22 protein-coding genes are annotated in these 23236 nt (G+C 55.9%); 16 read left to right on the plus strand and 6 right to left on the minus strand.

Annotated features, from left to right (window positions below):
* Nucleotides 1-55: 55 nt before the first annotated feature.
* Entirely contained in the window at nt 56-289 is a 234-nt protein-coding gene (gene yedF, locus CSK29544_RS12850; protein ID WP_004386794.1) for a sulfurtransferase-like selenium metabolism protein YedF, read from the minus strand.
* The gene (gene yedE / locus CSK29544_RS12855; RefSeq protein WP_007868894.1) at nt 286-1503 is read right to left on the minus strand and encodes a selenium metabolism membrane protein YedE/FdhT; all 1218 of its coding nucleotides are present in this window, start codon (nt 1501-1503) and stop codon (nt 286-288) included. Before yedE ends, yedF begins: the two co-directional genes overlap by 4 nt.
* Nucleotides 1504-1706: 203 nt before the next feature.
* Between yedE and yedD the strand changes: the two genes are divergently transcribed.
* Nucleotides 1707-2120 (plus strand): lipoprotein YedD, encoded by a 414-nt coding sequence (yedD, locus tag CSK29544_RS12860; protein WP_007888310.1) that lies wholly within the window; start codon nt 1707-1709, stop codon nt 2118-2120.
* Nucleotides 2121-2464: 344 nt separating this feature from the next.
* On the opposite strand, the gene fliT is transcribed toward yedD, so the two are convergent.
* Genes fliT through fliD form a run of 3 tightly spaced genes read right to left on the minus strand, consistent with a single transcriptional unit; the run spans nt 2465 to nt 4677 of the window.
* Nucleotides 2465-2827 (minus strand): flagella biosynthesis regulatory protein FliT, encoded by a 363-nt coding sequence (gene fliT / locus CSK29544_RS12865; protein ID WP_007893708.1) that lies wholly within the window; start codon nt 2825-2827, stop codon nt 2465-2467.
* Entirely contained in the window at nt 2827-3237 is a 411-nt protein-coding gene (gene fliS / locus CSK29544_RS12870; protein WP_007850993.1) for a flagellar export chaperone FliS, read from the minus strand. The genes fliT and fliS overlap by 1 nt, the downstream gene beginning before the upstream one ends.
* A gap of 9 nt (nt 3238-3246) precedes the next feature.
* Entirely contained in the window at nt 3247-4677 is a 1431-nt protein-coding gene (fliD, locus tag CSK29544_RS12875) for a flagellar filament capping protein FliD (protein WP_029039214.1), read from the minus strand.
* 435 nt (nt 4678-5112) lie between these two features.
* Here fliD and CSK29544_RS12880 point away from each other — a divergent pair, with 435 nt between their 5' ends.
* The 13 genes from CSK29544_RS12880 (at nt 5113) to sdiA (ending at nt 19967) form a co-directional block, all read left to right on the plus strand.
* Nucleotides 5113-5949, plus strand: a complete 837-nt coding sequence (locus CSK29544_RS12880; protein ID WP_029039213.1) for a flagellin N-terminal helical domain-containing protein — start codon at nt 5113-5115, stop codon at nt 5947-5949.
* A gap of 213 nt (nt 5950-6162) precedes the next feature.
* Entirely contained in the window at nt 6163-7644 is a 1482-nt protein-coding gene (locus tag CSK29544_RS12885) for a hypothetical protein (protein WP_029039212.1), read from the plus strand.
* A 21-nt stretch (nt 7645-7665) separates the two neighbouring features.
* On the plus strand, nt 7666-11019 hold the full coding sequence (locus tag CSK29544_RS12890; RefSeq protein WP_029039211.1) for an O-linked N-acetylglucosamine transferase family protein: 3354 nt from the start codon (nt 7666-7668) through the stop codon (nt 11017-11019).
* A 69-nt stretch (nt 11020-11088) separates the two neighbouring features.
* Nucleotides 11089-12222, plus strand: a complete 1134-nt coding sequence (locus CSK29544_RS12895) for a DegT/DnrJ/EryC1/StrS family aminotransferase (protein ID WP_007850978.1) — start codon at nt 11089-11091, stop codon at nt 12220-12222.
* Nucleotides 12219-12857, plus strand: coding sequence for a NeuD/PglB/VioB family sugar acetyltransferase (locus CSK29544_RS12900; protein ID WP_007901765.1), 639 nt, complete (start codon nt 12219-12221; stop codon nt 12855-12857). Before CSK29544_RS12895 ends, CSK29544_RS12900 begins: the two co-directional genes overlap by 4 nt.
* Before the next feature lie 204 nt (nt 12858-13061).
* On the plus strand, nt 13062-14114 hold the full coding sequence (locus CSK29544_RS12905; RefSeq protein WP_029039210.1) for an acyl-CoA reductase: 1053 nt from the start codon (nt 13062-13064) through the stop codon (nt 14112-14114).
* 132 nt (nt 14115-14246) lie between these two features.
* On the plus strand, nt 14247-14966 hold the full coding sequence (locus tag CSK29544_RS12910; RefSeq protein WP_029039209.1) for an RNA polymerase sigma factor FliA: 720 nt from the start codon (nt 14247-14249) through the stop codon (nt 14964-14966).
* A gap of 60 nt (nt 14967-15026) precedes the next feature.
* Nucleotides 15027-15575 carry a flagella biosynthesis regulatory protein FliZ gene (fliZ, locus tag CSK29544_RS12915; RefSeq protein ID WP_004387974.1) on the plus strand — a complete coding sequence of 183 codons (549 nt, stop codon included), beginning with the start codon at nt 15027-15029 and terminating at the stop codon, nt 15573-15575.
* A gap of 85 nt (nt 15576-15660) precedes the next feature.
* Complete coding sequence (gene tcyJ, locus CSK29544_RS12920; RefSeq protein WP_007850949.1) at nt 15661-16461, plus strand: cystine ABC transporter substrate-binding protein; 801 nt, start codon at nt 15661-15663, stop codon at nt 16459-16461.
* 94 nt (nt 16462-16555) lie between these two features.
* Nucleotides 16556-17548: a D-cysteine desulfhydrase gene (gene dcyD / locus CSK29544_RS12925; RefSeq protein ID WP_169737563.1), complete on the plus strand. Its 993-nt coding sequence runs from the start codon at nt 16556-16558 to the stop codon at nt 17546-17548.
* 23 nt (nt 17549-17571) lie between these two features.
* Entirely contained in the window at nt 17572-18240 is a 669-nt protein-coding gene (gene tcyL, locus CSK29544_RS12930; RefSeq protein ID WP_004387977.1) for a cystine ABC transporter permease, read from the plus strand.
* Nucleotides 18237-18989 (plus strand): L-cystine ABC transporter ATP-binding protein TcyN, encoded by a 753-nt coding sequence (gene tcyN, locus CSK29544_RS12935; RefSeq protein WP_004387979.1) that lies wholly within the window; start codon nt 18237-18239, stop codon nt 18987-18989. The genes tcyL and tcyN overlap by 4 nt, the downstream gene beginning before the upstream one ends.
* A 252-nt stretch (nt 18990-19241) precedes the next feature.
* Nucleotides 19242-19967, plus strand: coding sequence for a quorum-sensing transcriptional regulator SdiA (sdiA, locus tag CSK29544_RS12940; RefSeq protein WP_007901775.1), 726 nt, complete (start codon nt 19242-19244; stop codon nt 19965-19967).
* Between the two features lie 73 nt (nt 19968-20040).
* Here the strand turns inward: sdiA and CSK29544_RS12945 are convergent, their stop codons facing one another.
* Nucleotides 20041-20265, minus strand: coding sequence for a DUF2594 family protein (locus CSK29544_RS12945; RefSeq protein ID WP_004387981.1), 225 nt, complete (start codon nt 20263-20265; stop codon nt 20041-20043).
* A 483-nt stretch (nt 20266-20748) separates the two neighbouring features.
* On the opposite strand from CSK29544_RS12945, the gene uvrY reads away from it, so the two are divergent.
* Nucleotides 20749-21405, plus strand: a complete 657-nt coding sequence (uvrY, locus tag CSK29544_RS12950; protein ID WP_004387982.1) for a UvrY/SirA/GacA family response regulator transcription factor — start codon at nt 20749-20751, stop codon at nt 21403-21405.
* Nucleotides 21402-23234 (plus strand): excinuclease ABC subunit UvrC, encoded by a 1833-nt coding sequence (gene uvrC, locus CSK29544_RS12955; RefSeq protein WP_029039208.1) that lies wholly within the window; start codon nt 21402-21404, stop codon nt 23232-23234. Before uvrY ends, uvrC begins: the two co-directional genes overlap by 4 nt.
* The last annotated feature ends 2 nt before the right edge of the window (nt 23235-23236 follow it).

The raw sequence follows: 23236 nt of genomic DNA on the forward strand, positions 1-23236 counted from the left end.
TACCGAAGTATAGGGCAGGAACCGCGCGCCCTCCCGGCGGGGAGGGCGCTGAGGGTTATTTCTGAATGAGATAACGGATGGTGGGGCCATCCTGCTGGATATCCAGCACTGTATAGCCGTGGTTGCGGGCATCCAGCGGAATGTTATTAATCGACTGCGGGCAGTCGCTGATGACTTCCAGGATCTCGCCCTTTTTCAGCTGCGGCAGCGCTTCGAGCGTGGCGACCGCCGGGTAAGGGCAGGGCTCGCCGGACATATCCAGGCGATAATCAGGGGTAATGGCGTTCATGCGCCCTCCTTAATAGCCGCAGCGGTGGCGGCAGGTTTCTGACGGCGGAAAAAGCGTTTCTCCTGCGCGATGACCAGCATCAGCGCGGCGAAAAGCAGCAGATACGTCACCAGCAGTCCGCCGAGTGGCCCGAATGTATTCAGCAGATTGATTTTGTCCCAGCTGGTCGCAAGCGACGGCGCAAGGTCATCCCAGAAATACGCCAGCACGGTGGAGCCAATCACGTTGCCAAGCCCCACCCACCAGTAGTGCACCTGGCCTTCCACGGCGCGATACATCCAGCCGGTTTCACAGCCGCCGGCCAGCACAATACCGAAGCCGAACAGCAGCCCGCCGAGCACCGCGTTCGGGCCAGCCCACATGATTTTCGGCTCGGCACCCAACTGGACATAGCTGAAGATGCCGATGGCGCTCACCGCCATCCCAAAAATAATCGCTTTAGCCATATGGGTGCGGCCGGTTATCCACATATCGCGAAACGCGGAGGTAAAGCAGATCTGCGCGCGTTCGATAAGCAGGCCGAAACCGACGCCGAACAGCATCGCGAGGCCCAGTTTCGGCGCGTTCATGGCCGTGAGCAGTGCCCAGCCAATCATGCCCGCAAACACCAGCATCCCGATGCGAAAACGGCGCTTCGCCTGGTCAGGCTTTTGCGTCAGCGGCGCGGCGGCGCTCACTTTCTGCATTTTTACCGGAATACGAAACAGCGGCAGCAGGGTAAAACGCGCGCCGAACCACGAGCCGATGGCTGTCGCCAGCGCGAAAAACCAGGCGTGCAACGAGAACTGCGGAATGCCGGTAAAAAACGCCGCCAGGTTGCAGCCCATCGCCAGACGCGCGCCGAAGCCCGCGATGATGCCGCCCGCGACCGCCTGAATAATGCGGATGCGATGCTGTGGCATACGCAACTTCACATTGTTGGCCCACAGCGCCGCCGCGAAGCAGCCGCCGAACATCCCGATAATCATCATCCCGTCGATGCGGGTCAGCGGGGTGCCTTCGAGATGAATCAGCTTGTAGTAGCCCCAGTTTTCAGCGTGAACGCCGAAGAGCTGTAAGAGTTGTCCGCCCCAGCGGGTGAATTCGCCGGTAACGGCCCAGAAGGTGCCGGTGATGCCGAAATAGTAAGTGGAGAGGATGCCTGCGGCGATTACGGCGGGCAGCGGGGCCCAGAAACGAACAAGATATTGCTGTTTAAAGTCGTGCCATGACATGAATTTTAGCCTCTGAACTCAGACGGAACTAAAAGGCGCTGCGAGCGCGCCAAAAGAAGCCCGCATCTTACGCCGCTGGCGGTTTTCGCACAGCAAAAATTCGGCAAAAGTGAATCTGGATCAATTCCCGCGCCGCCGCGTTGGGGTGGAAGCGTTAACGCTTTAATGCCACAATCTTTTTTTCTTCACGGGCAGGACAAACGATGAAAAAAATCGCGCTGGGATTGATGATGCTGGGGCTGAGCGGATGCGTTCAGGTGGAGAATTATAACGAGGTGGTGAAAACGCCGCCGCCTGCGGGGATGGCGGGGTACTGGCAGTCGAAAGGGCCGCAAAGCGAGCTGGTAAGCCCGGAGGCGATCGCGAGCCTGGTGGTGACGCCTGCAGGCGATACGCTTGACTGCCGTCAGTGGCAGCGGGTGATTGCGCTGCCAGGGAAGCTGATGCGTCGCGATGATACCCTTTATAACGTGACCAATAAGCTTGAGGTTTATAAGTTGTCGCGCGAGGGCGATACGCTGGATTACGCCGGGATGACGCTTGAGCGCGTGGACCGTCCGACGACCGAGTGCGCGGATTTCCTTACCAAAAATCCGCTGGATACGCCGCTGCCGTAACCGTGCGTTGGCAGTGAAAGTGAGCCTGGCGCGTATTAGTGCGCCAGGCTTTTTTATGGGCGTCTGGCGGCGGGTGCGCTTCGCTTACCCGCCCTACGTCAGGGTTGGGTCTGGATTTATAAATGGCGGGTGCGCTACGCTTACCCGCCCTACGGGCCGGAATGTCTTTTGTAGGGTGGGTAAGCGTAGCGCACCCACCACCAGGCCAAACCCCGCCAAAGGCCAAACCCCCACCACCAGGCCGCACACCCTGCTTCCCACATCACACTGAAATATTCATATTCCCGGACGGGAGAAAAGCGCAGGGCCGCGGCGTTAACACCACGGCCCTGAATGACAGGAAATTATTGATTGAAATCGTTTGGCATTAACACATTGCCAGAAAGCTTACCGTAGGCGGATACCAGCGATTTCTGATTGCCGTTCTGCTCAATCAGTAAGCGTAATTCTTCCATCCGCGCCTGAAGCTTGATTTTCAGCGCCGCTTCGTTGGCCAGCACCTTCGTCAGCAGCTCACGTGCTTTTTCCTGAAACACGCTGTTATCCGGCTCGATTGGGTTGCGGGCAATCGCTTCCACCAGGGTAACGTACTTTACTTCCTGTTCAATCAGCTCATCCCACTGTCCTGAGTTCGCCAGGCTGAGCATGGTATTACTAAGCGCGTACAGCGCCTGCCAGTTGTTTAGGGATGAGATGAAATCATTCATCAGAACGTTTCCTGCGCGAGAGTGGTGCCGGGACCAATCTGCTTCCAGGCGTCAGCAATATTGGTCATCAGGGTTTCAACTTCATTGATGGCATCAACATCGTTACGCAGGTTCGCATGCAGTAAACGTCGCACCATGTATTCATAAAGCGAGGCCAGGTTACGCGGCAAATCGCCGCCAATATCCATATTCAGGCCAGCTTTAAGTCCGTTATCGATAATGTTAATGGCTTTAGTCAGCGCCTGACCTTTTGCCACCGTGTCGCCCTGTTCAATAAACAGGCGCGCGCGGACAAGGGCACTGAGTGCCCCGTCAAATAACATTACGACCAGCTGGTGTGGGCTTGCGCTCATTACCGCACTTTCCAGGCCCACCTGCTGATAGGCCTGAACACCAGAGCTATTGTACATATCCGTTCCTTAACTGCTTGAAGAGGAGAACTGTTTAGTCAGGTACGTTGAGGTGCTGTTCAGTTTGTTTACCAGGGAATCCAGGTTGCTAAACTGTGACTTATAACGCGCCATGGTGGCTTCAATAGAAGCTTCCATCGCGGTATAGCGCTTATCCAGCGATTTCAGCGTGTCGTTAATACTGTCTTTCGCATTCTGAATAACGCCTTCTTTGCCGGTGGTGGTGCTCAGCATGGAGGTCAGGGTGTTATTCATCTGCATGGCCATACCGGTCGCTTTACCGTCGCCCACGAAGTACGCCTGAACGGCGTCCGGGTTTTCGGTCAGCGCTTTAGTCAGTTTCGCATCGTCAACTTTCAGCACGCCAGCGGCGCCGTCGGCAGCCAGAACCGGGTCCTGTGTGATGCCGAGCTGTGCCATGATAGCGATACTGCCGCTCTGCACCTGGGTCAGCGTGCTGCGCAGCTGAGACTGGATGGAACGTACGTTACTGTCGCCGATCAGCGCGCCGTTGCTTGAAGACTGAGTATCGCCTTTATCTACTTTGACGTACTTGGTCACAGAAGCAATGGTGGACTGCAGCGCGTTATACGCAGTGACCCAGTCGGTCACGGCCTTTTTGTTGGCGTCGGTCGCACGGGTCACGGAGAGCGTTTCGTTAGCGGTGCTCTGCGCTTTCAGCGTCAGCGTGGTGCCCGGCAGCGCGTCAGAAATCACGTTGGTGGAACGTTCGATTTCGATATCGTTCACCACCACTTTGGCGTTCTGAGAGGCCGTCTGGATGGAGAGCGCACCGGTTTTGGTGCTGGAATCGAAGCCGATAATCCCCTGCAGGGTATCGTCGCCGGTGACCGTGACGGTCATGTCATTGCTGGTACCGGTGGTTTTGGAGGTCAGCATCAGGCGGAAATCGCCGTCAGACGCCTTAATCACGCTTGCGGAAACATTGCCGCCCGCTTTGTTAATCGCTTTTGCGATGCCGTTCAGCGAGGTATCGCCATCAGCCAGAGAAACGGTCAGCGGTTTGGACGTGCCCAGCTGGCTGATGGTGACGGTACGGGTGGTGCCCGTGGTGGCGCCCAACTGCGTGGTGCTGCTGGCGATAGAGCCAGAAGTCAGTACCTGCGCTTTCGCCATCTGTTTTACGTTGACGGTGTAATCACCGGTCATCGCATCGCTGGTGGTGGTCGCCGCAAACGCGGTATTGGTGCTACTGACCGAGGTTGAGTTCCATGTTGCGGTTTTACCGAGCGCAGCCGTCGCGGTCTGCAGGCTCTGCAGAGAACTTTGCAGCTTGCTGTAGGCGCTCAACTGCGTGTTATACGTCGACTGCTGTTTGGTAATAACCGTCAGTTTGGTTTGTTCTGCCGCTTCCAGCTTGTCATACAGATCGGCAAGCCCAAGATTCGAGCCTACCCCGAGATTACTGATTGTAGCCATGCGTGATTTCCTTGAAGTCGATGGTCGTTTCAGTCTCTTATCGGCGACGCAAAGCAAAAGTTTACTCCCGGCGGCAAAAAAATAATCCCTGGAATAGATGATGCAGACGCAGGCTATTGAGCCGATAGCCTGCCTTAAGTGAAATATTCCCCTTCTTTATATGTCTGCAAAAGAGTCAGAAAAAAATGACCAACCCGCATTAATAATAAGGGAATGGCAGCCAGAATTTATTTATACAATACATAAGAAAAATCTTAGTTCTGAGACTTATAAAAAGACATTAAATAAAACAATTATTTTAAAAACAATCACATGTAAATTTTTTGAGTTTGTTTCTAAAGTCTTTTTAAGAAGCGTCGATAACCTTGATGACGGTGAGAGACGCCGTGAGTGTTAGGCACCGAACCTAAACCCAATTTTTGAAGGAATTAAATTATGTCAGTTATCAATACTAACCTTTTGTCCCTGACCACTCAGAACAACCTGAACAAATCTCAGTCTGCTCTGGGCACTGCTATCGAGCGTCTGTCCTCTGGTCTGCGTATCAACAGCGCGAAAGATGACGCTGCTGGCCAGGCGATTGCTAACCGTATGACCTCTCAGGTTAAAGGTATGACCCAGGCTGCTCGTAACGCAAACGACGGCATCTCCCTGGTTCAGACCGCTGAAGGTAACCTGAACGAAATCAACACCAACTTACAGCGTATCCGTGAGCTGGCTGTTCAGGCTGCAAACGACACCAACGGTTCCAGCGACCTGACTTCTGTAAACACTGAAATCACTCAGCGTCTGGCAGAAATCGACCGTATCGCTGGTGGTGCTAACTTCAACGGTAAAAAACTGCTGGATGGCTCTGTTACTTCTTCTCTGAACATTCAGGTTGGTGCAGGTGTTTCTGCTAACGATACTATCGGTATCGGCAGCAATGCCCTGATCAACGCGACTTCTGGTAGCCTGGATACTAACCTGAAGACTACTATCTCTGATAACGCCTCTGCTAAATCAGTAATTTCTGCTGCTGACGCTGCTATCGCTAAAATTGATGGTGCTCGTTCTAACATGGGTGCGATTCAGAACCGTTTTGAATCTACCATCAACAACCTGAACAACTCTATCAACAACCTGTCTGCGGCACAGTCCCGTATTCAGGACGCTGACTACGCGACCGAAGTTTCTAACATGTCTCGCGCTCAGATCCTGCAACAGGCTGGTACTTCTGTACTGTCTCAGGCAAACCAGGTTCCGCAGTCCATGCTGTCCCTGCTGCGTTAATAGACGCTCAAGCTTTCAAAAAGGTTGCTGGAAACAGCAACCTTTTTTTTTGCCTGTCAGTTATCGGCATTTACCTTAAATGCAATCTCCAAAATAAGCCGCTATTCGCGGGGTTTTTCACTCCATTATGCCCGCGCCCCCGGTGTTACCCTTTCAGGAAAGCTTCCTTTTTGTATGCCGCGAAGGGAATTTACCCCCAAGGTTGCGACAGATATAGCCGGATTGATTGGCATACCGCCGTCGCGTGTTGCAATTAATGATGAGTTAAAACCGATGAATCAGTTTGCCCAGTGTCGTGCAATGCATCAGTATTACCGTGACATCTTCACCCGCACTATTTATCTCCCTGAAGCGGATGTGATGCCGTCGCACCTGGTGGCGGAAGTGCTGCACTTCTGGAGCACCGATTACGCCGCGCTGGAGCCTGCCATCATGGCGGCGCAAACCAGCCTGGAAGAAGAAAAAGCGCTGGCGGTGAAACACCTGCTGTGCGCCGCGACGCTCGCCAACCAGGCATTCGACAGTAAAAAGCAGGGGCATCAGATTGCCGCCGTGGAAGGTTTCGGCGATCGAGTGACCGCGCACGTGGTGGAAGCGCTTAAGCGCGACGACGCGGTCAATCTCGTGGTCGCCGCCATTCAGCTCCTGTTTCGGGTGGGCGAAATCGACGGCGCGGTCTTTTTAATCTCGAATCATCTCTCGCGGCTCAGCAACAGCGCGCCGGTCCTGAAAATTCTGCTGCTCATCTGCCTGATGGAAGAAGACTACAACCAGGCGCAGGTGGTGATTCAGGCGCTGACGGCGGACTCTTCCTTAATAGAGGAAGAGTCACTGGTGCTGCTGATGATCGTTTGCGGCATTTATAAGCTTGGCGGCTGCCCGGATTCCTTTATCGATTTCCGCCCGCTTAACGAACCGCTGCCGCTGCCGGATTACAGCCGTTACCGCTGGCACATCGCGAAAGCCGCGACCGGCAATACCACGGTGCTGGTCTCCTGCGATCCGCAATATTTCTTCGATCACGCCCAGGCGCTGGTGGCGTCAGTCTATGACACCAACCACATCGCGCTTGACGTGCATCTGCACATTTATAACTGCGATGCGCGCTGCGAAGCTCGCGTGCGCGAAATGCAGGCGGCGTTCCCTGGCCTGAATCTTTCTCTTAGCAGTGAAGTCATCGAACCAGTGCGCGGCATTAACGTGCATTACGCTTCACGCCGTTTTGTCTTCCTGCGCCATGCGCTGGAGCAGTTCGACACGCCGGTCATTCTGCTGGATGCCGACTGCCTGGTGCGCAAACCCTGGGCCGATGTGCATACGCGCCTGGATAATGCTGACCTGATCCTCACCTGCAGCGACGGCGCGCCGCTCTGGGAGCGCGTATTAGGAGCTTTTCTGTATTTCCATCCGACTGATGTGAGCTTTCGCTACCTGGACATCGTCGCCCGCTTTATTGATCGCAACCTGGCGGCACAAAACAACGAGTGGTTCCTGGACCAAGTGGCGCTCTCTTTTGCACTTGATGTGCTGCCTGCTGTTGAGCAGATGCAAATCCGTCGTGAAGACGCTTCCCGTCTGGTGAGTCTCAACCATACGCCGGATGCCTTCGCCTGGATGGTCACGACTGTTAAAAACGGCACTGGTGTATTTAGCGACTACAAAACCAGCCTGATGGCGAAATACCTCGCCGCGTAAGCTCTGGACTTTTTACAACGGATGAATGATGTGAAGATACTCTACCCGGAACACCGCATTAGCCCTGCCGCGCTGCACGCCAGCGCCGCGCTCAACCATGTGGCGGCGACGCTGCCTGCGTTCTCACGCGTGCTGGAGATTGGCTGCGGGGCAGGCGAGGCGCTCATCGCCCACGCCCGCGCCTGGCCGAACAGCATCGCGCTTGGGATCGATCTTGATGAAGCGCGTATCGGTGAAGGGCAGCAACAGATCCAGGCAAGCGGGCTGACCAATATTGAGCTGTTCGCCGCGGGTCTTGGCGATCTGCTGGCGGTGTCGCCGGGCGAGTTTGATTACATCATCATTCACGGGCGTTTTTCTCACACCGACGACGACACGCGCGACGCGCTGCTGCGCTGGTGCCGTCAGCACCTGTCCGCGCAGGGCATTATTGCGTATCACGCGGTTGTGCTGTCGGACAACGATGATAAGACGACGTTGCGCAACGCGCTGGCGTTCCACAGTGCGCGTGCCGCAAGCGAGGCGGAACAGCTTTCCTCTGCGCGCGCCATGCTCGGCTATCTGGCGATGACGCTGCCGGATGGCGCGCTGAAAACCCAGGTGACGGACGCCGAGGCGCTGGATGATCTCTCTCTCCGCCGGCGTTACCTGACTGGCGACGCGGCGGCGGGCGACTATACCGATTTCGCCGACGCGATGCAGGCGCTGGATCTGGATTGTATCGGCGACGCGCTGGCGCAGACCGACCTTGCCGCGTCTTACGGCGAACGTCAGCAGCAGCTGCACGCGATGATTGCCGGGCAGAGCGATCGCCACAGCGCCCGTCAGTATCTCGATTTCGCGGTCAACCGCCGCGAACGTTTCACGCTGCTCTGCGCGACGGGCACGGCGCAGCCTGCCTTCGTGCCGGATCTGGCTGTACTGGAATCGCTGCACTGGGCGGGTAATTTTACCCGTGTATTTACTATTAACGAACAACCGATTCGCGGTCATATTTCGCAGTCCGGCGTGCTTGTTCATACCGAAAACCCGGTGACGCTGCAAATTTTCGACCTGCTGGGCGGTGCCTGGCCGATGAGCCTGAGCGTCGATCAACTGATTTTTAACTGCCGTTTGCCGGAGCGACCGGGCGATGACACCCGCAAGCTGGTGCTGGAATCGCTGCGCGATCTCTTTTTGAACAATCTCGACGGGCTCTACTGGAGCGCCGCGCCGGGGCCGTATAACCTGGCAGATAACGATGTCTTAATGCCGATTGCGCCGCTTGCGCAAACCGATAAAGACACCCGCATCATGAACCTGTGGGGCGAGGCGGTGACCGTCACGCCCGCGCAGGCGCGCTGGCTGCGCGACGGTATGCGCGCCACCGATGAAGACGCTTGGGCGATCTTTACCGCGCTGCGTCTTCGCGGCGTGCTGAAAGGCTCGCCGCTGGCGTGGAAAAACGCCATCCAGCCCTTCCTGCGCACTGGCAAGGTGGCGTGGCTGAAGCAATGTATTAATACGCTGCTGCTGTTAAGCGTCAGCGAGAAGCGCGGCGGCCTGCTGTATAGCGAAACCAATCTGGACGCTGACAGCCAGACCGACAGCATCCACATGGATGCTGTGTATGAAGAGGCGAACCGGCTGATTGGCAAAGGCATGGCGAAAGAGGCGCGCGACTACACCCGCGCGCTGCTGGAAGACGATCCGCAGAATATGCACATCCTGCGCTGCTACTCGCGCACCTGCGTGCTGACTAGCGCGTGGGACGAAGCGCTGGACGCGCTCTGCCGCCTGATGGGCCATTACTTCTCAAGCCTTGATATCTATTACGATCTGGCGACCGCTCTGCAAAAAACATTTGACCATTTCAACGCCCGCAAAGTAGTGCGTGGCCTGCTGCGCCTGGATGAGAAAAACGCCGGGTTCTGGAATTCGCTTGGAGCTATCTACCATGCCAGTGGTGAGGTGACGCTTGCTGAAAAATGCGCCCGCGAGGCGTTCCGCTTCCAGCCGCGCAACCCGCGCTATCTGGGAATGATGGGCGTGGTGCTGAGCGACAACCAGAAGCTCGATGAAGCGCGTTACTTCCTGGAAAAATCACTGGAGATAGCGCCAGAGGATTTTGACTGCTTCACCAGCCTGCTGTTTGTGATGACGCACGATAACCGCGTCAGCACGCAGGAACTGCTGGCGAAGCACCGCGACTATGGCGAGCGCGTCACGGCCGCCGCCGCGCGCAGCGCGCTCGAACTGCCGCTGAACAACGTTAAAGACCCCAACCGCAAGCTGCGCGTCGGGTTTGTCTCAGGCGATCTACGCGATCATCCTGTTAGTAACTTCTTGTTACCGTTCTGGGATTCGTTTGACCGCACGCAGTTTGAGCTGGTGGGCTATAACGCCGCGCCGATGGCAGACGAGGTCACCGATCACCTGAGCGCAGGCGCCGTGCTATGGCGCGACGTCTATCAGTTAAGCGATCGCGAGCTGGCGCGTCAGATCAATGACGATGGCGTGGACATTCTTATCGATCTCTCCGGGCACACGACCTGGACGCGGCTGCCGATGTTCGCGCTGCGCCCGGCGCCGCTGCAAATGACCTGGATTGGCTACCCCGGCACCACCGGCGTACCAGCAATGGATTACCGTGTTATCTCGTCGACGCTCGCCAGCCCCCCCGGTCTTGCTGAACAGTTTACCGAGCAGATCCTCTGGGTGCCGATGCGCAAAATTTTCGAGCCGCACCCGCAAAGCCCGGATGTGAATCCTCTGCCGGCGCTGCGTAACGGCCATCTGACGTTTGCGAGCTTCAACCGCCCGAAAAAGATTAACGATGAGGTGCTCGAACTCTGGGCGCAAATTCTGGTGCGCGCACCGAGCGCGAAGCTGCTGATGGGCTTTATGGCCGATGACGAAATGATAGCGATGATGACGCGCCGTCTGACGCATTTCGGCGCGCGCCCCGAACAGCTCATTTTCAGAACGCGCACCGGGCTTATCGAGTATCTCGAATACCACCATCACATCGATATTTTGCTCGACGCCTTCCCGTATACCGGCGGCACTACCACCAACCACGGCGCGTGGATGGGCGTGCCGACGCTCACCCTCTGCGGCGAGACGATGGCGGGGCGTCAGGGCGTAGAAAATATGAATAGCTATGGACTGGCGGAATTTGTTGCGAATGATAAAGCGGACTACGTCGAAAAAGCGCTCTCCTGGCAGGGCCGTTTTGAAGAGCTGAACGCGATTCGCCTCTCCATGCGCAGCCGTATTCCGACTGATAACGCCGGTGGGTTCCGGGTGGCTGACACCTTTGAAAAAGGGCTGCGCGAGGCGTGGAAAATTTACTGTAACGGAGAAGCGCCGCGTTCGTTCTTCGTTGAGGAATAACGCGTCGCTACGGCATTACCCATACCGGCCGGGGCCGGCAACGTTTGGTGTAAAACACCGAGGTGTATCATGCAAAATCTATTTGTCACCAGCCCGCTGCTGCCGCCGCTGGAAGAGTTTATCCCGTATCTTGAGCAGATCTGGGAAAACAAATACCTGACCAACGGCGGTCCGTTTCATCAGGAGCTGGAGACCCGGCTCGCGGAGTATCTCGGCGTGGAACACCTCTGCCTGTTTTCCAACGGCACGCTGGCGCTCCTGACCGCGCTGCAGGCGCTGCGCATTACGGGTGAAGTGATTACTACCCCGTATTCGTTCGTCGCCACCTCCCACTCGCTGCTGTGGAACGGCCTGACGCCGGTTTTCGCCGATATCGACCCGGTCACCTGCAACATCGATCCGAACAAAATCGAACAGCTGATCACGCCAGCGACCTCGGCTATCCTGCCGGTCCACTGCTACGGCCTGCCGTGTGACGTCGACAAAATTCAGTCCATCGCCGACGCCTGGGGCCTGAAGGTGATTTACGACGCCGCGCATGCGTTTGGCGTGAAGAAAAACCACCAGAGCATCCTGAACTGCGGAGATCTGTCGATCCTGAGCTTCCACGCCACCAAAGTTTTCAACACCTTTGAAGGCGGGGCAATTATTTGCCCGGACGCGCGCATGAAACAGCGCATCGACTACCTGAAAAACTTCGGCTTTGCCGGAGAAACGACCGTTGTGGCGCCGGGTATCAACGCCAAAATGAACGAAGTGCAGGCGGCATTCGGCCTGGTGCAGCTTGGACATATCGATAACGCGCTGGCGAACCGCGCGGCTATCCACGACCGCTACTGCGAGTGGCTCGCCGATATCCCTGGCATCGAAACCTTCAGCGCGCCGGATGATGTTGAGTGGAACCACTCTTACTTCCCGATCCGCGTGAACGACGATTTCCCGGTCAGCCGCGACGCGCTCTATGAAGCGCTGAAAGCCGAAAATATTTACTCGCGCCGCTACTTCTACCCGCTTATCAGCGCGTTCTCGATGTACCGACATCTGCCGTCGGCGCAGCCGCAACATCTGCCGATAGCGACGGGTATCGCCGAGCGTATTTTGTGTCTGCCGATTTTCCCGGATCTGACCGAAGAGGATCAGCGCCGCGTGGTGGATGCTATCCGCGCGCAGGCCGCGCTCGGCCTTGCGGAGAAAGTGGCATGAAGCTTGGCATTTACGGCGCGGGCGGGTTAGGGCGCGAGGTGCTGATGCTGGCGCGCGCCATTAACCAGTGTACGTCGCGCTGGAGCGAGATTTTCTTTATTGACGACGTAACCGACGCGCAGGAGGTCTACGGCGCGGCGGTGGTGCGTTTTGACGCGCGTCCTGCTGAGTGCGAAGTGGCTATCGCCATTGGCGAACCTGCGCTGCGCCAGCGTCTGGCGCAAAAGCTCGCAGGCAACGCGCCGCTTGCGACACTGATTCACCCGAATGTCGATGTCCCGTCGCAAAGCGAGATCCGCGCAGGCGCGATCATTTTTGAGGGAGTATTTATTTCTTGCGGCGTTGCGATTGGTGAAAACGCATTAATTCTGCCTCGAGCATACATCAGTCATGACTGCGCTATTGGCGCGCACAGTGTAGTAGCAGGATTAGTGGCACTTGGGGGGTATGTGAAGATAGGCGAACGTGCTTTTCTCGGTATGAATAGCTGTGTGAAAGAGCAAATCCACATCGGTAACGACGCTATCGTTGGCATGGGAGCGGCAGTAGTCAATGACGTGGCAGATACCACTATTGTTGCAGGTACCCCAGCAAAAATGATGCGTCAGAATATAGAGGGCAAAGTATTTAAATAGTTTCTGAACGACGCAGCTTTGCGTAGCCTATAAACGCAATTGGAGATTGCCGCCGTCTGGCTGGCAGATACACCTTTCCGGCAACCACCTCACATGCAGCGTGTTGCGGTGTCTGTTATTGAAGATGGTGGCGACATGCTGACCTAAGGCAAGGCGCTTACGTTTTTAAGCGAATTTTCCCGGAAGCTACTGGCCGATCCGCGCGTGCGCGCCTACAGCGATGTGGTGAGCCTCGCGTTCTGGTGTCGTCCGGCGTCGCTTGAGAAATTGCGCCAGGAATTTATGCCGCAGGGCATTACCCAAGGCCGCGGCGTGGCGTTTCATATCGCGCCGTCCAACGTGGCGGTGAACTTCGCGTTTTCGCTGGCGGCGGGGTTGCTCACCGGCAACGCCAATATCGTCAGGCTCTCCTCAAAACCGTTCCCCCAGACCGCGCTGATTTGCGACGCGCTGAAAGGGGCACTGGCACAGGTGCCGTCGATGGCGGCGAGCCTCTGTCTTGTGCAGTACCCGCACGACGCGGCGCTGACGGATTATTTCTCCGCGCTCTGTGACGCGCGGCTTATCTGGGGCGGCGATCGCACGATCAGCGAGGTGCGCCACTCGGCGCTGCGCCCGCGCGCGGTGGATATCGCCTTTGCGGATCGTTACTCCTTTGCGGTGATCGACGCCGACGCGTGGCTTGCGGCACCGGATAAAGCGCGCCTGCTGGAAGCATTTTATAACGATACGTTACTGACCGCGCAGCAGGCGTGTACGGCCGCGAAAATGGTGGTGTGGACCGGCGAGCGTACCGATGAAGCCCGCGCGCAGTTCTGGCCCGCGTTTCGCGACTGGTGCGGCGAGCGCTACGCGCCGCTGCCTGCGACGGCCGTGAGCAATCTGGCGTGGTTTTGCGCCCAGACTGTCAACGACCCGACGCTCAGGCGCATCGCGCAGCCGGATAATCGTGTTTTCCTGGCGCAAACTGACGTGCCGGATGGCGCGTTGCTGGCGGATCATCACCAGAGCGGCGTGTTTATTGAATATGTGGCGCAGGATCTGCTGGACATCGCGCCGCTGTGCGGGGAGAAGTGCCAGACGATCGTCACGTTTGGTGTCGATCCTGAGGAATTTCAACGCTTTCTGGCGGTCGCGAAACCGCGCGGCGTCGATCGCGTGGTGCCTCTGGGGCAGAGTATGCAGTTTTCTTTGCTGTGGGACGGGTATCCGCTGGCCGATATGCTGACCCGCCGTTTAACTTTAATTTCTTATTAATCAACTTATTTTCAGTGATTTAGCGCATAACCTGAAAATAACCCCTTATTTAGACCATTATTCTCCCGATTAAAAAGCGCTGTAGAATTAGATAATCACGCCGATAACTCAACTAACGCAGGGCTGTTTATCGTGAATTCTCTCTATACCGCTGATGGTGTAATGGATAAACACTCGCTCTGGCAGCGTTATGTCCCGCTGGTGCGTCACGAAGCGTTGCGCCTGCAGGTGCGTTTGCCGGCGAGCGTCGAACTGGACGATTTGTTACAGGCGGGCGGCATCGGCTTGCTGAATGCTGTAGAACGCTACGACGCCCTGCAAGGAACGGCATTTACCACTTACGCAGTGCAGCGTATACGTGGCGCGATGCTGGACGAGCTGCGCAGCCGTGACTGGGTGCCGCGCAGTGTCCGACGCAACGCGCGCGAGGTGGCGCAGGCAATAGGCCAACTGGAGCAGGAACTGGGACGTAACGCGACGGAACTGGAGGTCGCAGAGCGACTGAGTATCCCGCTTGAAGAATATCGTCAGATGTTGCTCGACACGAACAACAGTCAGCTGTTCTCGTATGACGAATGGCGTGAAGAGCATGGCGATAGCATCGAACTGGTGACGGAAGATAACCAGAACGAAAACCCGCTGCATCAACTGCTGGAAAGCAATTTGCGCGAGCGTGTTATGGAAGCGATTGAATCGCTGCCGGAGCGCGAGCAGATGGTGCTGACGCTGTACTACCAGGAAGAGCTGAATCTCAAAGAGATTGGCGCGGTACTGGAAGTGGGCGAGTCAAGGGTGAGCCAGTTGCATAGCCAGTCCATCAAACGTCTGCGTACCAAGCTGGGTAAGCTATAGGTTGTTGATTCGTCATCATCCTGGTAATGCCGCACACAGGAACGACAACCAGGAGTTATCATGACGGCGCAGCAACCTAAAAGGCGGCCCCTGAGCCGCTACCTTAAAGATTTCAAGCACTCACAGACGCATTGTGCGCATTGTCACAAGCTGCTGGACCGCATTACGCTGGTTCATCGCGGCGAAATTGTGAACAAGATAGCGATCGCTGCGCTCGACACGCTGCTTGACGAGGCCACCTGGGAGCAGGAAAAGCAGGACTGGGTGGCGCTTTGCCGCTTCTGTGGCGATCTGCATTGTAAAGAGCAGAGCAACTACTTCGATATCATCGGCTTTAAGCAATATCTCTTCGAGCAAACCGATATGAGCCACGGCACAATCCGCGAATATGTGGTGCGCCTGCGCCGTCTCGGCGCGCATCTCACCCAACGCCAGGTGCCGCTCTCGCTTGCCCGTCAGGATAATCTTGACGAGCATCTTGAGGCGTGGCTGCCGCTCACCAGTACCAACAATTATCGTATTGCGCTTCGTAAGTATGCCCAGTATCAGCAGCTCTCGTCATTGCCGACAGAGAAAACCGACTCAACGGCAACTTCTGATATATATTAAAAAAGCATAAGTTGTAGCACAGTGGTTTTGATTTCTTTGCGTAACTACTTACACTAGCACTTAATTTCGTTAATTCGGGGTACTTATGAAACTTGCACTTTTGGGTCGTCAGGCGCTGATGGGCGTTATGGCGGTCGCGCTGGTCGCGGGCATGAGCGTGAAAACCTATGCTGCGGAAAATTTGCTGAATAAAGTTAAAGAACGCGGCACGCTGCTGGTGGGGCTTGAAGGCACTTATCCGCCGTTTAGCTTCCAGGGCGATGACGGTAAGCTGACCGGCTTTGAAGTGGAGTTCGCCGAGGCGCTCGCGAAGCACCTGGGCGTGAAAGCCTCGCTTAAACCGACCAAATGGGACGGGATGCTGGCGTCGCTGGACTCTAAGCGTATCGACGTGGTGATTAACCAGGTCACCATCTCCGATGAGCGCAAGAAAAAATATGATTTCTCAACGCCGTATACCGTTTCCGGTATTCAGGCGCTGGTGAAGAAAGAGAACGCCGACAGCATTAAAACCGCGGCCGATCTCAAGGGTAAAAAAGTGGGCGTTGGTCTTGGCACCAACTACGAAGAGTGGCTGCGCCAGAACGTGCAGGGCGTGGATATCCGCACCTATGACGACGACCCGACCAAATATCAGGATCTGCGCGTAGGCCGTATCGACGCCATTCTGGTGGACCGCCTGGCGGCGCTGGATCTGGTGAAGAAGACCAACAACACGCTGGCCGCGGCCGGTGAACCGTTCTCTCGTCAGGAAGCGGGCGTGGCTATCCGCAAAGGCAACGACGATTTCGTCAAGGCCGTTGATAACGCCATCGCCGAGATGCAGAAAGATGGCACGCTCAAGAAAATCTCTGAGAAGTGGTTTGGCGCGGACGTGACTAAATAACGGCTTTGCTGCGCAAAAAAGGTGCTGATATCAGCGCCTTTTTTTATGCCTGCGAAAAATTGCTGCATAATGACGGTTTAACCGCTGAACTGGCATGAGGTTTACCATGCAAAATCTTACCCGCTATGCGCGCCTTGAGCTTATCGGCGCGCCCACGCCGCTGGAGTTTCTGCCGCGCCTGTCTGACTACCTGGGCCGCGAAATTTTCATCAAGCGCGATGACGCGATGCCAGTGGCGATGGGCGGCAATAAGCTGCGCAAGCTGGAGTTTCTCGCAGCCCAGGCGCTGCGCGAAGGGGCCGACACGCTGGTGACGGCGGGTGCTATCCAGTCGAACCATGTGCGCCAGACGGCGGCGGTGGCCGCGCGCCTCGGCCTGCACTGCGTGGCGCTGCTGGAAAACCCGATTGCCACGCGCAAAGAGAATTACCTCACTAACGGCAACCGGCTGCTGCTGGATCTCTTTAATGTGCAGGTTGAGATGTGTGACGCGCTGGACGCGCCAGACCAGCAGCTTGACGAGCTGGCGGTGCGCCTTGAAGCGCAGGGCTTCCGGCCTTATGTCATTCCGGTTGGCGGCTCGAACGTGCTGGGCGCGCTCGGCTATGTCGAAAGCACGCTTGAGATCGTACAGCAGTGCGAAGGCGTTGTGCGCCCGTCATCCGTAGTGGTCGCCTCCGGCAGCGCCGGAACACACGCGGGGCTCGCCGTCGGGCTGGAGCAGGGGATGCCTGAAGCTGAACTTATCGGCGTGACGGTCTCGCGAAGCGTCGCCGCGCAGAAGCCGAAAGTCGTCGCGCTGCAGCAGGGCGTTGCAAAAGCGCTGGAGCTGGAAGCGCGCGCCGATATTTTACTGTGGGATGACTATTTCGCGCCGGGTTACGGCGTGCCGAACGACGAGGGCATGGAAGCGGTGAAGCTGCTGGCGCGTCTCGAAGGCATTTTGCTTGACCCGGTTTATACCGGCAAAGCGATGGCGGGGCTCATTGACGGCATCGCACAGAACCGTTTTAAAGATAACGGCCCGATTCTCTTTATTCACACCGGCGGCGCTCCGGCGCTGTTCGCGTACCATCCGCATGTCTGAAAACGCAGGGTGAAACCACTATAATGCAGGAAAGTATCCAACTGGTTATCGATTCGGCACCCTTTCTCCTGAAAGGGGCCGTTTTTACGCTACAGCTCAGCATCGGCGGCATGTTTTTCGGCCTGGTGTTAGGCTTTTTGCTGGCCATGATGCGGCTGTCGCCTTTCTGGCCTGTCTCGTGGCTGGCGCGGTTTTATATCTCGATTTTTCGCGGTACGCCCCTTATCGCCCAGCTCTTTATGATCTACTACGGTCTGCCGCAGTTTGGCATCGAGCTGGACCCGATCCCGGCGGCGATGATTGGCCTTTCGCTCAACACCGCAGCGTATACCTCTGAGACGCTGCGCGCGGCGATTTCGTCGATTGATAAAGGGCAGTGGGAAGCGGCGGCGAGTATTGGCATGACGCCGTGGCAGACGCTGCGCCGCGCCATTCTGCCGCAGGCCGCCCGCGTGGCGCTGCCGCCGCTCGGCAACAGTTTTATCAGCCTCGTGAAAGATACGTCGCTCGCCGCCACCATTCAGGTGCCGGAACTTTTCCGCCAGGCGCAGCTTATTACCTCGCGCACGCTGGAGGTATTTACGATGTATCTGGCCGCGTCGCTCATCTACTGGGTGATGGCGACGGTGCTTTCTGCCTTGCAAAACCATTTTGAAAACCAGCTAAACCGACAGGAGCGCGATCCGAAATGAGTGCCATTGAGGTCAAAAACCTGGTGAAGAAATTTCACGGGCAGACGGTGCTGCATGGCATCGATCTGGAAGTGCAGACCGGAGAAGTGGTCGCGATTATCGGCCCGAGCGGCTCCGGTAAAACCACGCTTTTGCGTAGTATTAACCTGCTGGAACAGCCTGAAAGCGGCACCGTGCGCGTGGGCGATATCACCATTGATACCGCCAAATCGGCCCGCGAACAGCGCGGCCTGGTGCGGGAGCTGCGCCAGCAGGTCGGTTTTGTGTTCCAGAGCTTTAACCTGTTCCCGCACCGTACCGTGCTGGAAAACATTATCGAAGGGCCGGTTATTGTGAAAGGCGAGCCGAAAGCGGAGGCGACAGCGCGCGCCCGCGAACTACTGGCGAAAGTCGGCCTTTCTGGCAAGGAAAACAGCTATCCGAAGCGGCTTTCCGGCGGTCAGCAGCAGCGTGTGGCGATTGCCCGTGCGCTGGCGATGCGCCCGGAGGTGATTCTGTTCGATGAGCCGACCTCCGCGCTGGACCCTGAACTGGTGGGCGAAGTGCTGAACACTATCCGTCAGCTCGCCCAGGAGAAGCGCACCATGGTTATCGTTACCCATGAGATGAGTTTCGCGCGCGATGTGGCCGATCGCGCGATCTTTATGGATCAGGGCAAAATCGTCGAGCAGGGCGAGGCGAAAGCCCTGTTCGCTAACCCGACACAGCCGCGCACCCGCCAGTTTTTAGACAAATTTCTCAATGCCTGACCCCTTACCCGGTGCGTTTTAGCACCGGGTGCCTTCGCAAACTCCCTGCAAAAAATAAGCCTTAAAAAGTGTCTGACTAATTAATCAGCATATACAGTTCGTTAGCGTTTTAATTTGGCTTAAAGCCTGTGTCTGGCGCAATGTCGCGTGCGGAATGCGGATTATTGATATTAATAATTATGAAGAATGTGTTATTTTGTCATATCACAAAAAAATAATGCTTACAGCACGACAGGAGTTTCGCCCCACAGCATGAAGGAAAGTGACTTTTTTAACTGGCGTCGGGAAATGACGACCCGCTTTCAGGAAATTCAGGATTCAAGCGACATTTATTCGCTCCTGAAAACCGAAACGCAGAACATGGAATATGATTATTTCGCGCTGTGCGTTCGCCATCCTGTGCCTTTCACGCGCCCAAAACTGACGCTGCACACCACCTATCCTGAAGCCTGGCTTGAGCATTACCAGGCGGAAAATTATTACGTGATAGATCCGGTGCTGAAGCCTGCAAATTATCTGGTGGGTCCGCTCTCCTGGAACGACGCGCTGTTCGCTGGCGCCGCAGAAGAGCTCTGGAATGCCGCGCGCGACCACGGTCTGGTCAAGGGCGTAACGCAGTGCGTCATTGCGCCTAACCGCGCCCAGGGATTTTTATCCGTCTCTGGAACCAGCCCGCGTGGACACTCCATGGCGGATGACGAACTGGCGTTGCGACTTCAGCATTTGGTGGAACAAAGCCTAGTTACCATGATGCGCCTGGAAGATCCGGCGGCAACGGTGCTGGAAATGAAACTGAGTAAACGAGAAAAAGAGATATTGCAGTGGACGGCGGAAGGTAAAACGTCGGCGGAAATTGCGATAATATTATCTATCTCGGAAAATACCGTTAATTTTCACCAGAAAAATATACAGAAGAAGTTTAATGCTCCAAACAAAACGCAAATTGCCTGTTATGCTGCTGCAATTGGACTGATTTGAGCGGGTCATTTGTTCTGCGTGCCAGACACTCGAACCGGCTGGAAGAATAAACGTTCTCCAGCCGGTTTTTTTATTAACGGCGGTAAGCCTGTTTAATTTGCTTAACGGTATTGGTGTAAACCGCCGCTTGCTCCGCATCTTCCATTTCAGCTATCTGTTTTTCCATTTTAATGATAACCCGGCCCGCATCAGCCTGACCCATTGCCTGCAGCATCAGGGTCAACAGGGATTTCAGGCATGACACCTCGGTAGCCAGTTCCTGGTTGTTCTCTGCGGTGGAAATATCGGGAGTGCTCATGGTTTATCCTCTGTCAGTGTAACGACGTGCAGCGGGCACGCCTGTTGATGTTTTAAGGCGGCGGAGTATACCACAAGGTCCTAAAAAGTAATTAGCGCCGTTTTTTTGAGCGTTTTGTGAGGCGTCTGGCTTATTATAATAAGCTTTTCACCGATAAACGGGATTTCTCAGGGTTCGCTGACGTAGCGGTGAAAATATATGTTTCCAATAAGTTTCTCCGTTGTAAATTTAAAAGTTGCCCATCAGCGCTTTTAAATTGTCAGAAAGTAATATGATATATCCAGAAATGCTGAACCTTGATTTCTGGACGTTTTTTAAGTATTGGTGCCGCTATCGCAGGCTCAAAAACGCGTTTTAACTGGATTTAACCCGCCCATTGCTTACAGAAGTGCATTTTTTGCGTTTCAAAGTTGACTTAAAAAACGCTAATATGGGGCGAATAAGTTACCAGCAGCGTTATCCCTTTTTGAGGAGTGTTTTCCTTTGATCAACGTTCTTCTTGTTGATGACCACGAACTGGTGCGCGCAGGGATACGACGCATACTTGAAGATATGAAGGGCATTAAGGTGGCAGGCGAAGCCTGCTGCGGCGAGGACGCCATCAAATGGTGTCGCATTCACCCGGTGGATGTGGTGCTGATGGACATGAACATGCCGGGCATTGGCGGCCTGGAGGCGACTCGCAAAATCGCCCGTTATTCTTCAGACATTAAAGTGATCATGCTTACCGTACATACGGAAAATCCGCTTCCGGCTAAAGTGATGCAGGCCGGTGCAGCGGGGTATCTGAGTAAAGGTGCGGCTCCCGCCGAAGTGGTGAGCGCTATCCGTTCGGTTCACGCCGGACGGCGCTACATCGCTTCCGACATTGCACAGCAAATGGCGCTCAGTCAGATAGAGCCCGACCGCAGCGAATCCCCCTTCGCAAGTTTGTCGGAAAGGGAATTGCAGATTATGCTGATGATTACCAAAGGTCAGAAGGTCAATGAAATCTCTGAGCAGCTTAATCTCAGCCCTAAAACCGTCAACAGCTACCGCTATCGTATGTTTAGTAAGCTAAACATTCATGGCGATGTTGAGTTGACGCATCTGGCCATCCGCCATGGCCTGTGTAACGCGGAGACCTTATCAAGTCAGTGAGTGAAGTTTTTGATTCCAAATCGTTCCTGAAAACCGTCACCAGCCAGCCTGGCGTCTACCGTATGTATGACGCCAGCGGCACGGTTATCTACGTCGGCAAGGCCAAAGATCTCAAAAAGCGCCTTTCCAGCTATTTCCGAAGCAACCTCGCCAGCCGTAAAACCGAAGCGCTGGTGGCGCAAATCCAGAATATCGACGTGACGGTGACTCACACCGAGACCGAAGCGCTGCTGCTGGAGCACAACTACATCAAGCTCTACCAGCCGCGCTATAACGTGCTGCTGCGCGATGACAAATCTTATCCGTATATCTTCCTGAGCGGCGATACGCATCCCCGGCTGGCTATCCATCGCGGCGCGAAACACGCCAAAGGCGAGTATTTCGGCCCGTTCCCGAACGGCTACGCGGTGCGGGAAACGCTCGCGCTGCTGCAAAAGATTTTCCCGATTCGCCAGTGCGAGAACAGCGTCTATCGCAACCGCTCGCGTCCTTGTCTGCAATATCAGATTGGCCGCTGCCTCGGGCCATGCGTCGAGGGGCTGGTAAGTGAAGAAGATTACGCGCAACAGGTGGAATATGTGCGGCTGTTCCTCGCCGGTAAAGATGACCAGGTGATTAACCAGCTGGTCTCACGCATGGAGCAGGCGAGCCAGAATCTGGCGTTTGAAGAGGCCGCGCGCCTGCGTGACCAGATTCAGGCGGTGCGCCGCGTCACGGAAAAACAGTTTGTCTCCAATAACGGCGATGACCTGGATGTGATAGGCGTGGCGTTTGAATCCGGTATGGCGTGCCTGCACGTGCTGTTTATCCGTCAGGGGAAAGTGCTCGGCAGCCGCAGCTACTACCCGAAAGTGCCGAATGGCACCGAGCTTGCGGAAGTGGTGGAAACCTTTGTCGGGCAGTTCTATCTGCAGGGCAGCCAGATGCGCACGTTACCGGGCGAGATTTTGCTCGATTTCCCGCTCACCACGCCGGAACTGCTGGCCGAGACGCTGACAGAAATCGCCGGGCGACGTGTGAATGTGCAGACGCGCCCGCGTGGCGATCGCGCCCGCTACCTGAAACTTGCGCGCACCAACGCGGCGACGGCGCTGACCACGCGGCTTTCTCAGCAGTCCACCATCAGCCAGCGTCTTACCGCGCTGGCGCAGGCGCTGCATCTGCCGGAAATAAAGCGTATGGAGTGTTTCGACATCAGCCATACGATGGGCGAGCAGACCGTGACGTCCTGCGTGGTGTTTGACGCGAACGGCCCGCTGCGCGCGGAGTATCGACGCTATAATATTACCGGCATCACACCGGGCGATGATTATGCGGCGATGAATCAGGTGTTGCGCCGTCGCTACGGTAAGGCCATCGAAGAGAGCAAAGTGCCGGATATTATTCTTATCGACGGCGGCAAAGGGCAGCTTGGTCAGGCGAAATCCGTTTTTGCCGAACTGGACGTGCCGTGGGATAAACACCATCCGCTGCTGCTTGGCGTGGCCAAAGGCAGCGATCGCAAAGCCGGGCTGGAAACGTTGTTTCTGGAGCCGGAAGGGGAGGGCTTCGCCTTGCCGCCGGACTCTCCGGCGCTGCATGTGATTCAGCATATTCGCGATGAATCGCATAACCATGCGATTACCGGCCACCGTAAAAAACGCGCCAAAGTGAAGAACACCAGTACGCTTGAGACGATTGAAGGCATCGGCCCAAAACGCCGTCAGATGTTGCTCAAATATATGGGCGGATTGCAGCCGCTGTTGAACGCGTCGGTCGAAGAAATTGCGAAAGTGCCGGGCATCTCTCAGGCCCTTGCAGAAAAGATCTACTACTCGTTGAAACATTAAGG

It is taken from the genome of Cronobacter sakazakii (assembly GCF_000982825.1).
Lineage (GTDB): Bacteria > Pseudomonadota > Gammaproteobacteria > Enterobacterales > Enterobacteriaceae > Cronobacter > Cronobacter sakazakii.

Coding starts and splice junctions, on each gene's coding strand:
- yedF (WP_004386794.1), bottom strand. CDS start 289: ATGAACGCCATTACCCCTGATTATCGCCTGGATATGTCCGGCGAGCCC.
- yedE (WP_007868894.1), bottom strand. CDS start 1,503: ATGTCATGGCACGACTTTAAACAGCAATATCTTGTTCGTTTCTGGGCC.
- yedD (WP_007888310.1), top strand. CDS start 1,707: ATGAAAAAAATCGCGCTGGGATTGATGATGCTGGGGCTGAGCGGATGC.
- fliT (WP_007893708.1), bottom strand. CDS start 2,827: ATGAATGATTTCATCTCATCCCTAAACAACTGGCAGGCGCTGTACGCG.
- fliS (WP_007850993.1), bottom strand. CDS start 3,237: ATGTACAATAGCTCTGGTGTTCAGGCCTATCAGCAGGTGGGCCTGGAA.
- fliD (WP_029039214.1), bottom strand. CDS start 4,677: ATGGCTACAATCAGTAATCTCGGGGTAGGCTCGAATCTTGGGCTTGCC.
- CSK29544_RS12880 (WP_029039213.1), top strand. CDS start 5,113: ATGTCAGTTATCAATACTAACCTTTTGTCCCTGACCACTCAGAACAAC.
- CSK29544_RS12890 (WP_029039211.1), top strand. CDS start 7,666: ATGAATGATGTGAAGATACTCTACCCGGAACACCGCATTAGCCCTGCC.
- CSK29544_RS12895 (WP_007850978.1), top strand. CDS start 11,089: ATGCAAAATCTATTTGTCACCAGCCCGCTGCTGCCGCCGCTGGAAGAG.
- CSK29544_RS12900 (WP_007901765.1), top strand. CDS start 12,219: ATGAAGCTTGGCATTTACGGCGCGGGCGGGTTAGGGCGCGAGGTGCTG.
- fliZ (WP_004387974.1), top strand. CDS start 15,027: ATGACGGCGCAGCAACCTAAAAGGCGGCCCCTGAGCCGCTACCTTAAA.
- tcyJ (WP_007850949.1), top strand. CDS start 15,661: ATGAAACTTGCACTTTTGGGTCGTCAGGCGCTGATGGGCGTTATGGCG.
- dcyD (WP_169737563.1), top strand. CDS start 16,556: ATGAGGTTTACCATGCAAAATCTTACCCGCTATGCGCGCCTTGAGCTT.
- tcyL (WP_004387977.1), top strand. CDS start 17,572: ATGCAGGAAAGTATCCAACTGGTTATCGATTCGGCACCCTTTCTCCTG.
- tcyN (WP_004387979.1), top strand. CDS start 18,237: ATGAGTGCCATTGAGGTCAAAAACCTGGTGAAGAAATTTCACGGGCAG.
- sdiA (WP_007901775.1), top strand. CDS start 19,242: ATGAAGGAAAGTGACTTTTTTAACTGGCGTCGGGAAATGACGACCCGC.
- CSK29544_RS12945 (WP_004387981.1), bottom strand. CDS start 20,265: ATGAGCACTCCCGATATTTCCACCGCAGAGAACAACCAGGAACTGGCT.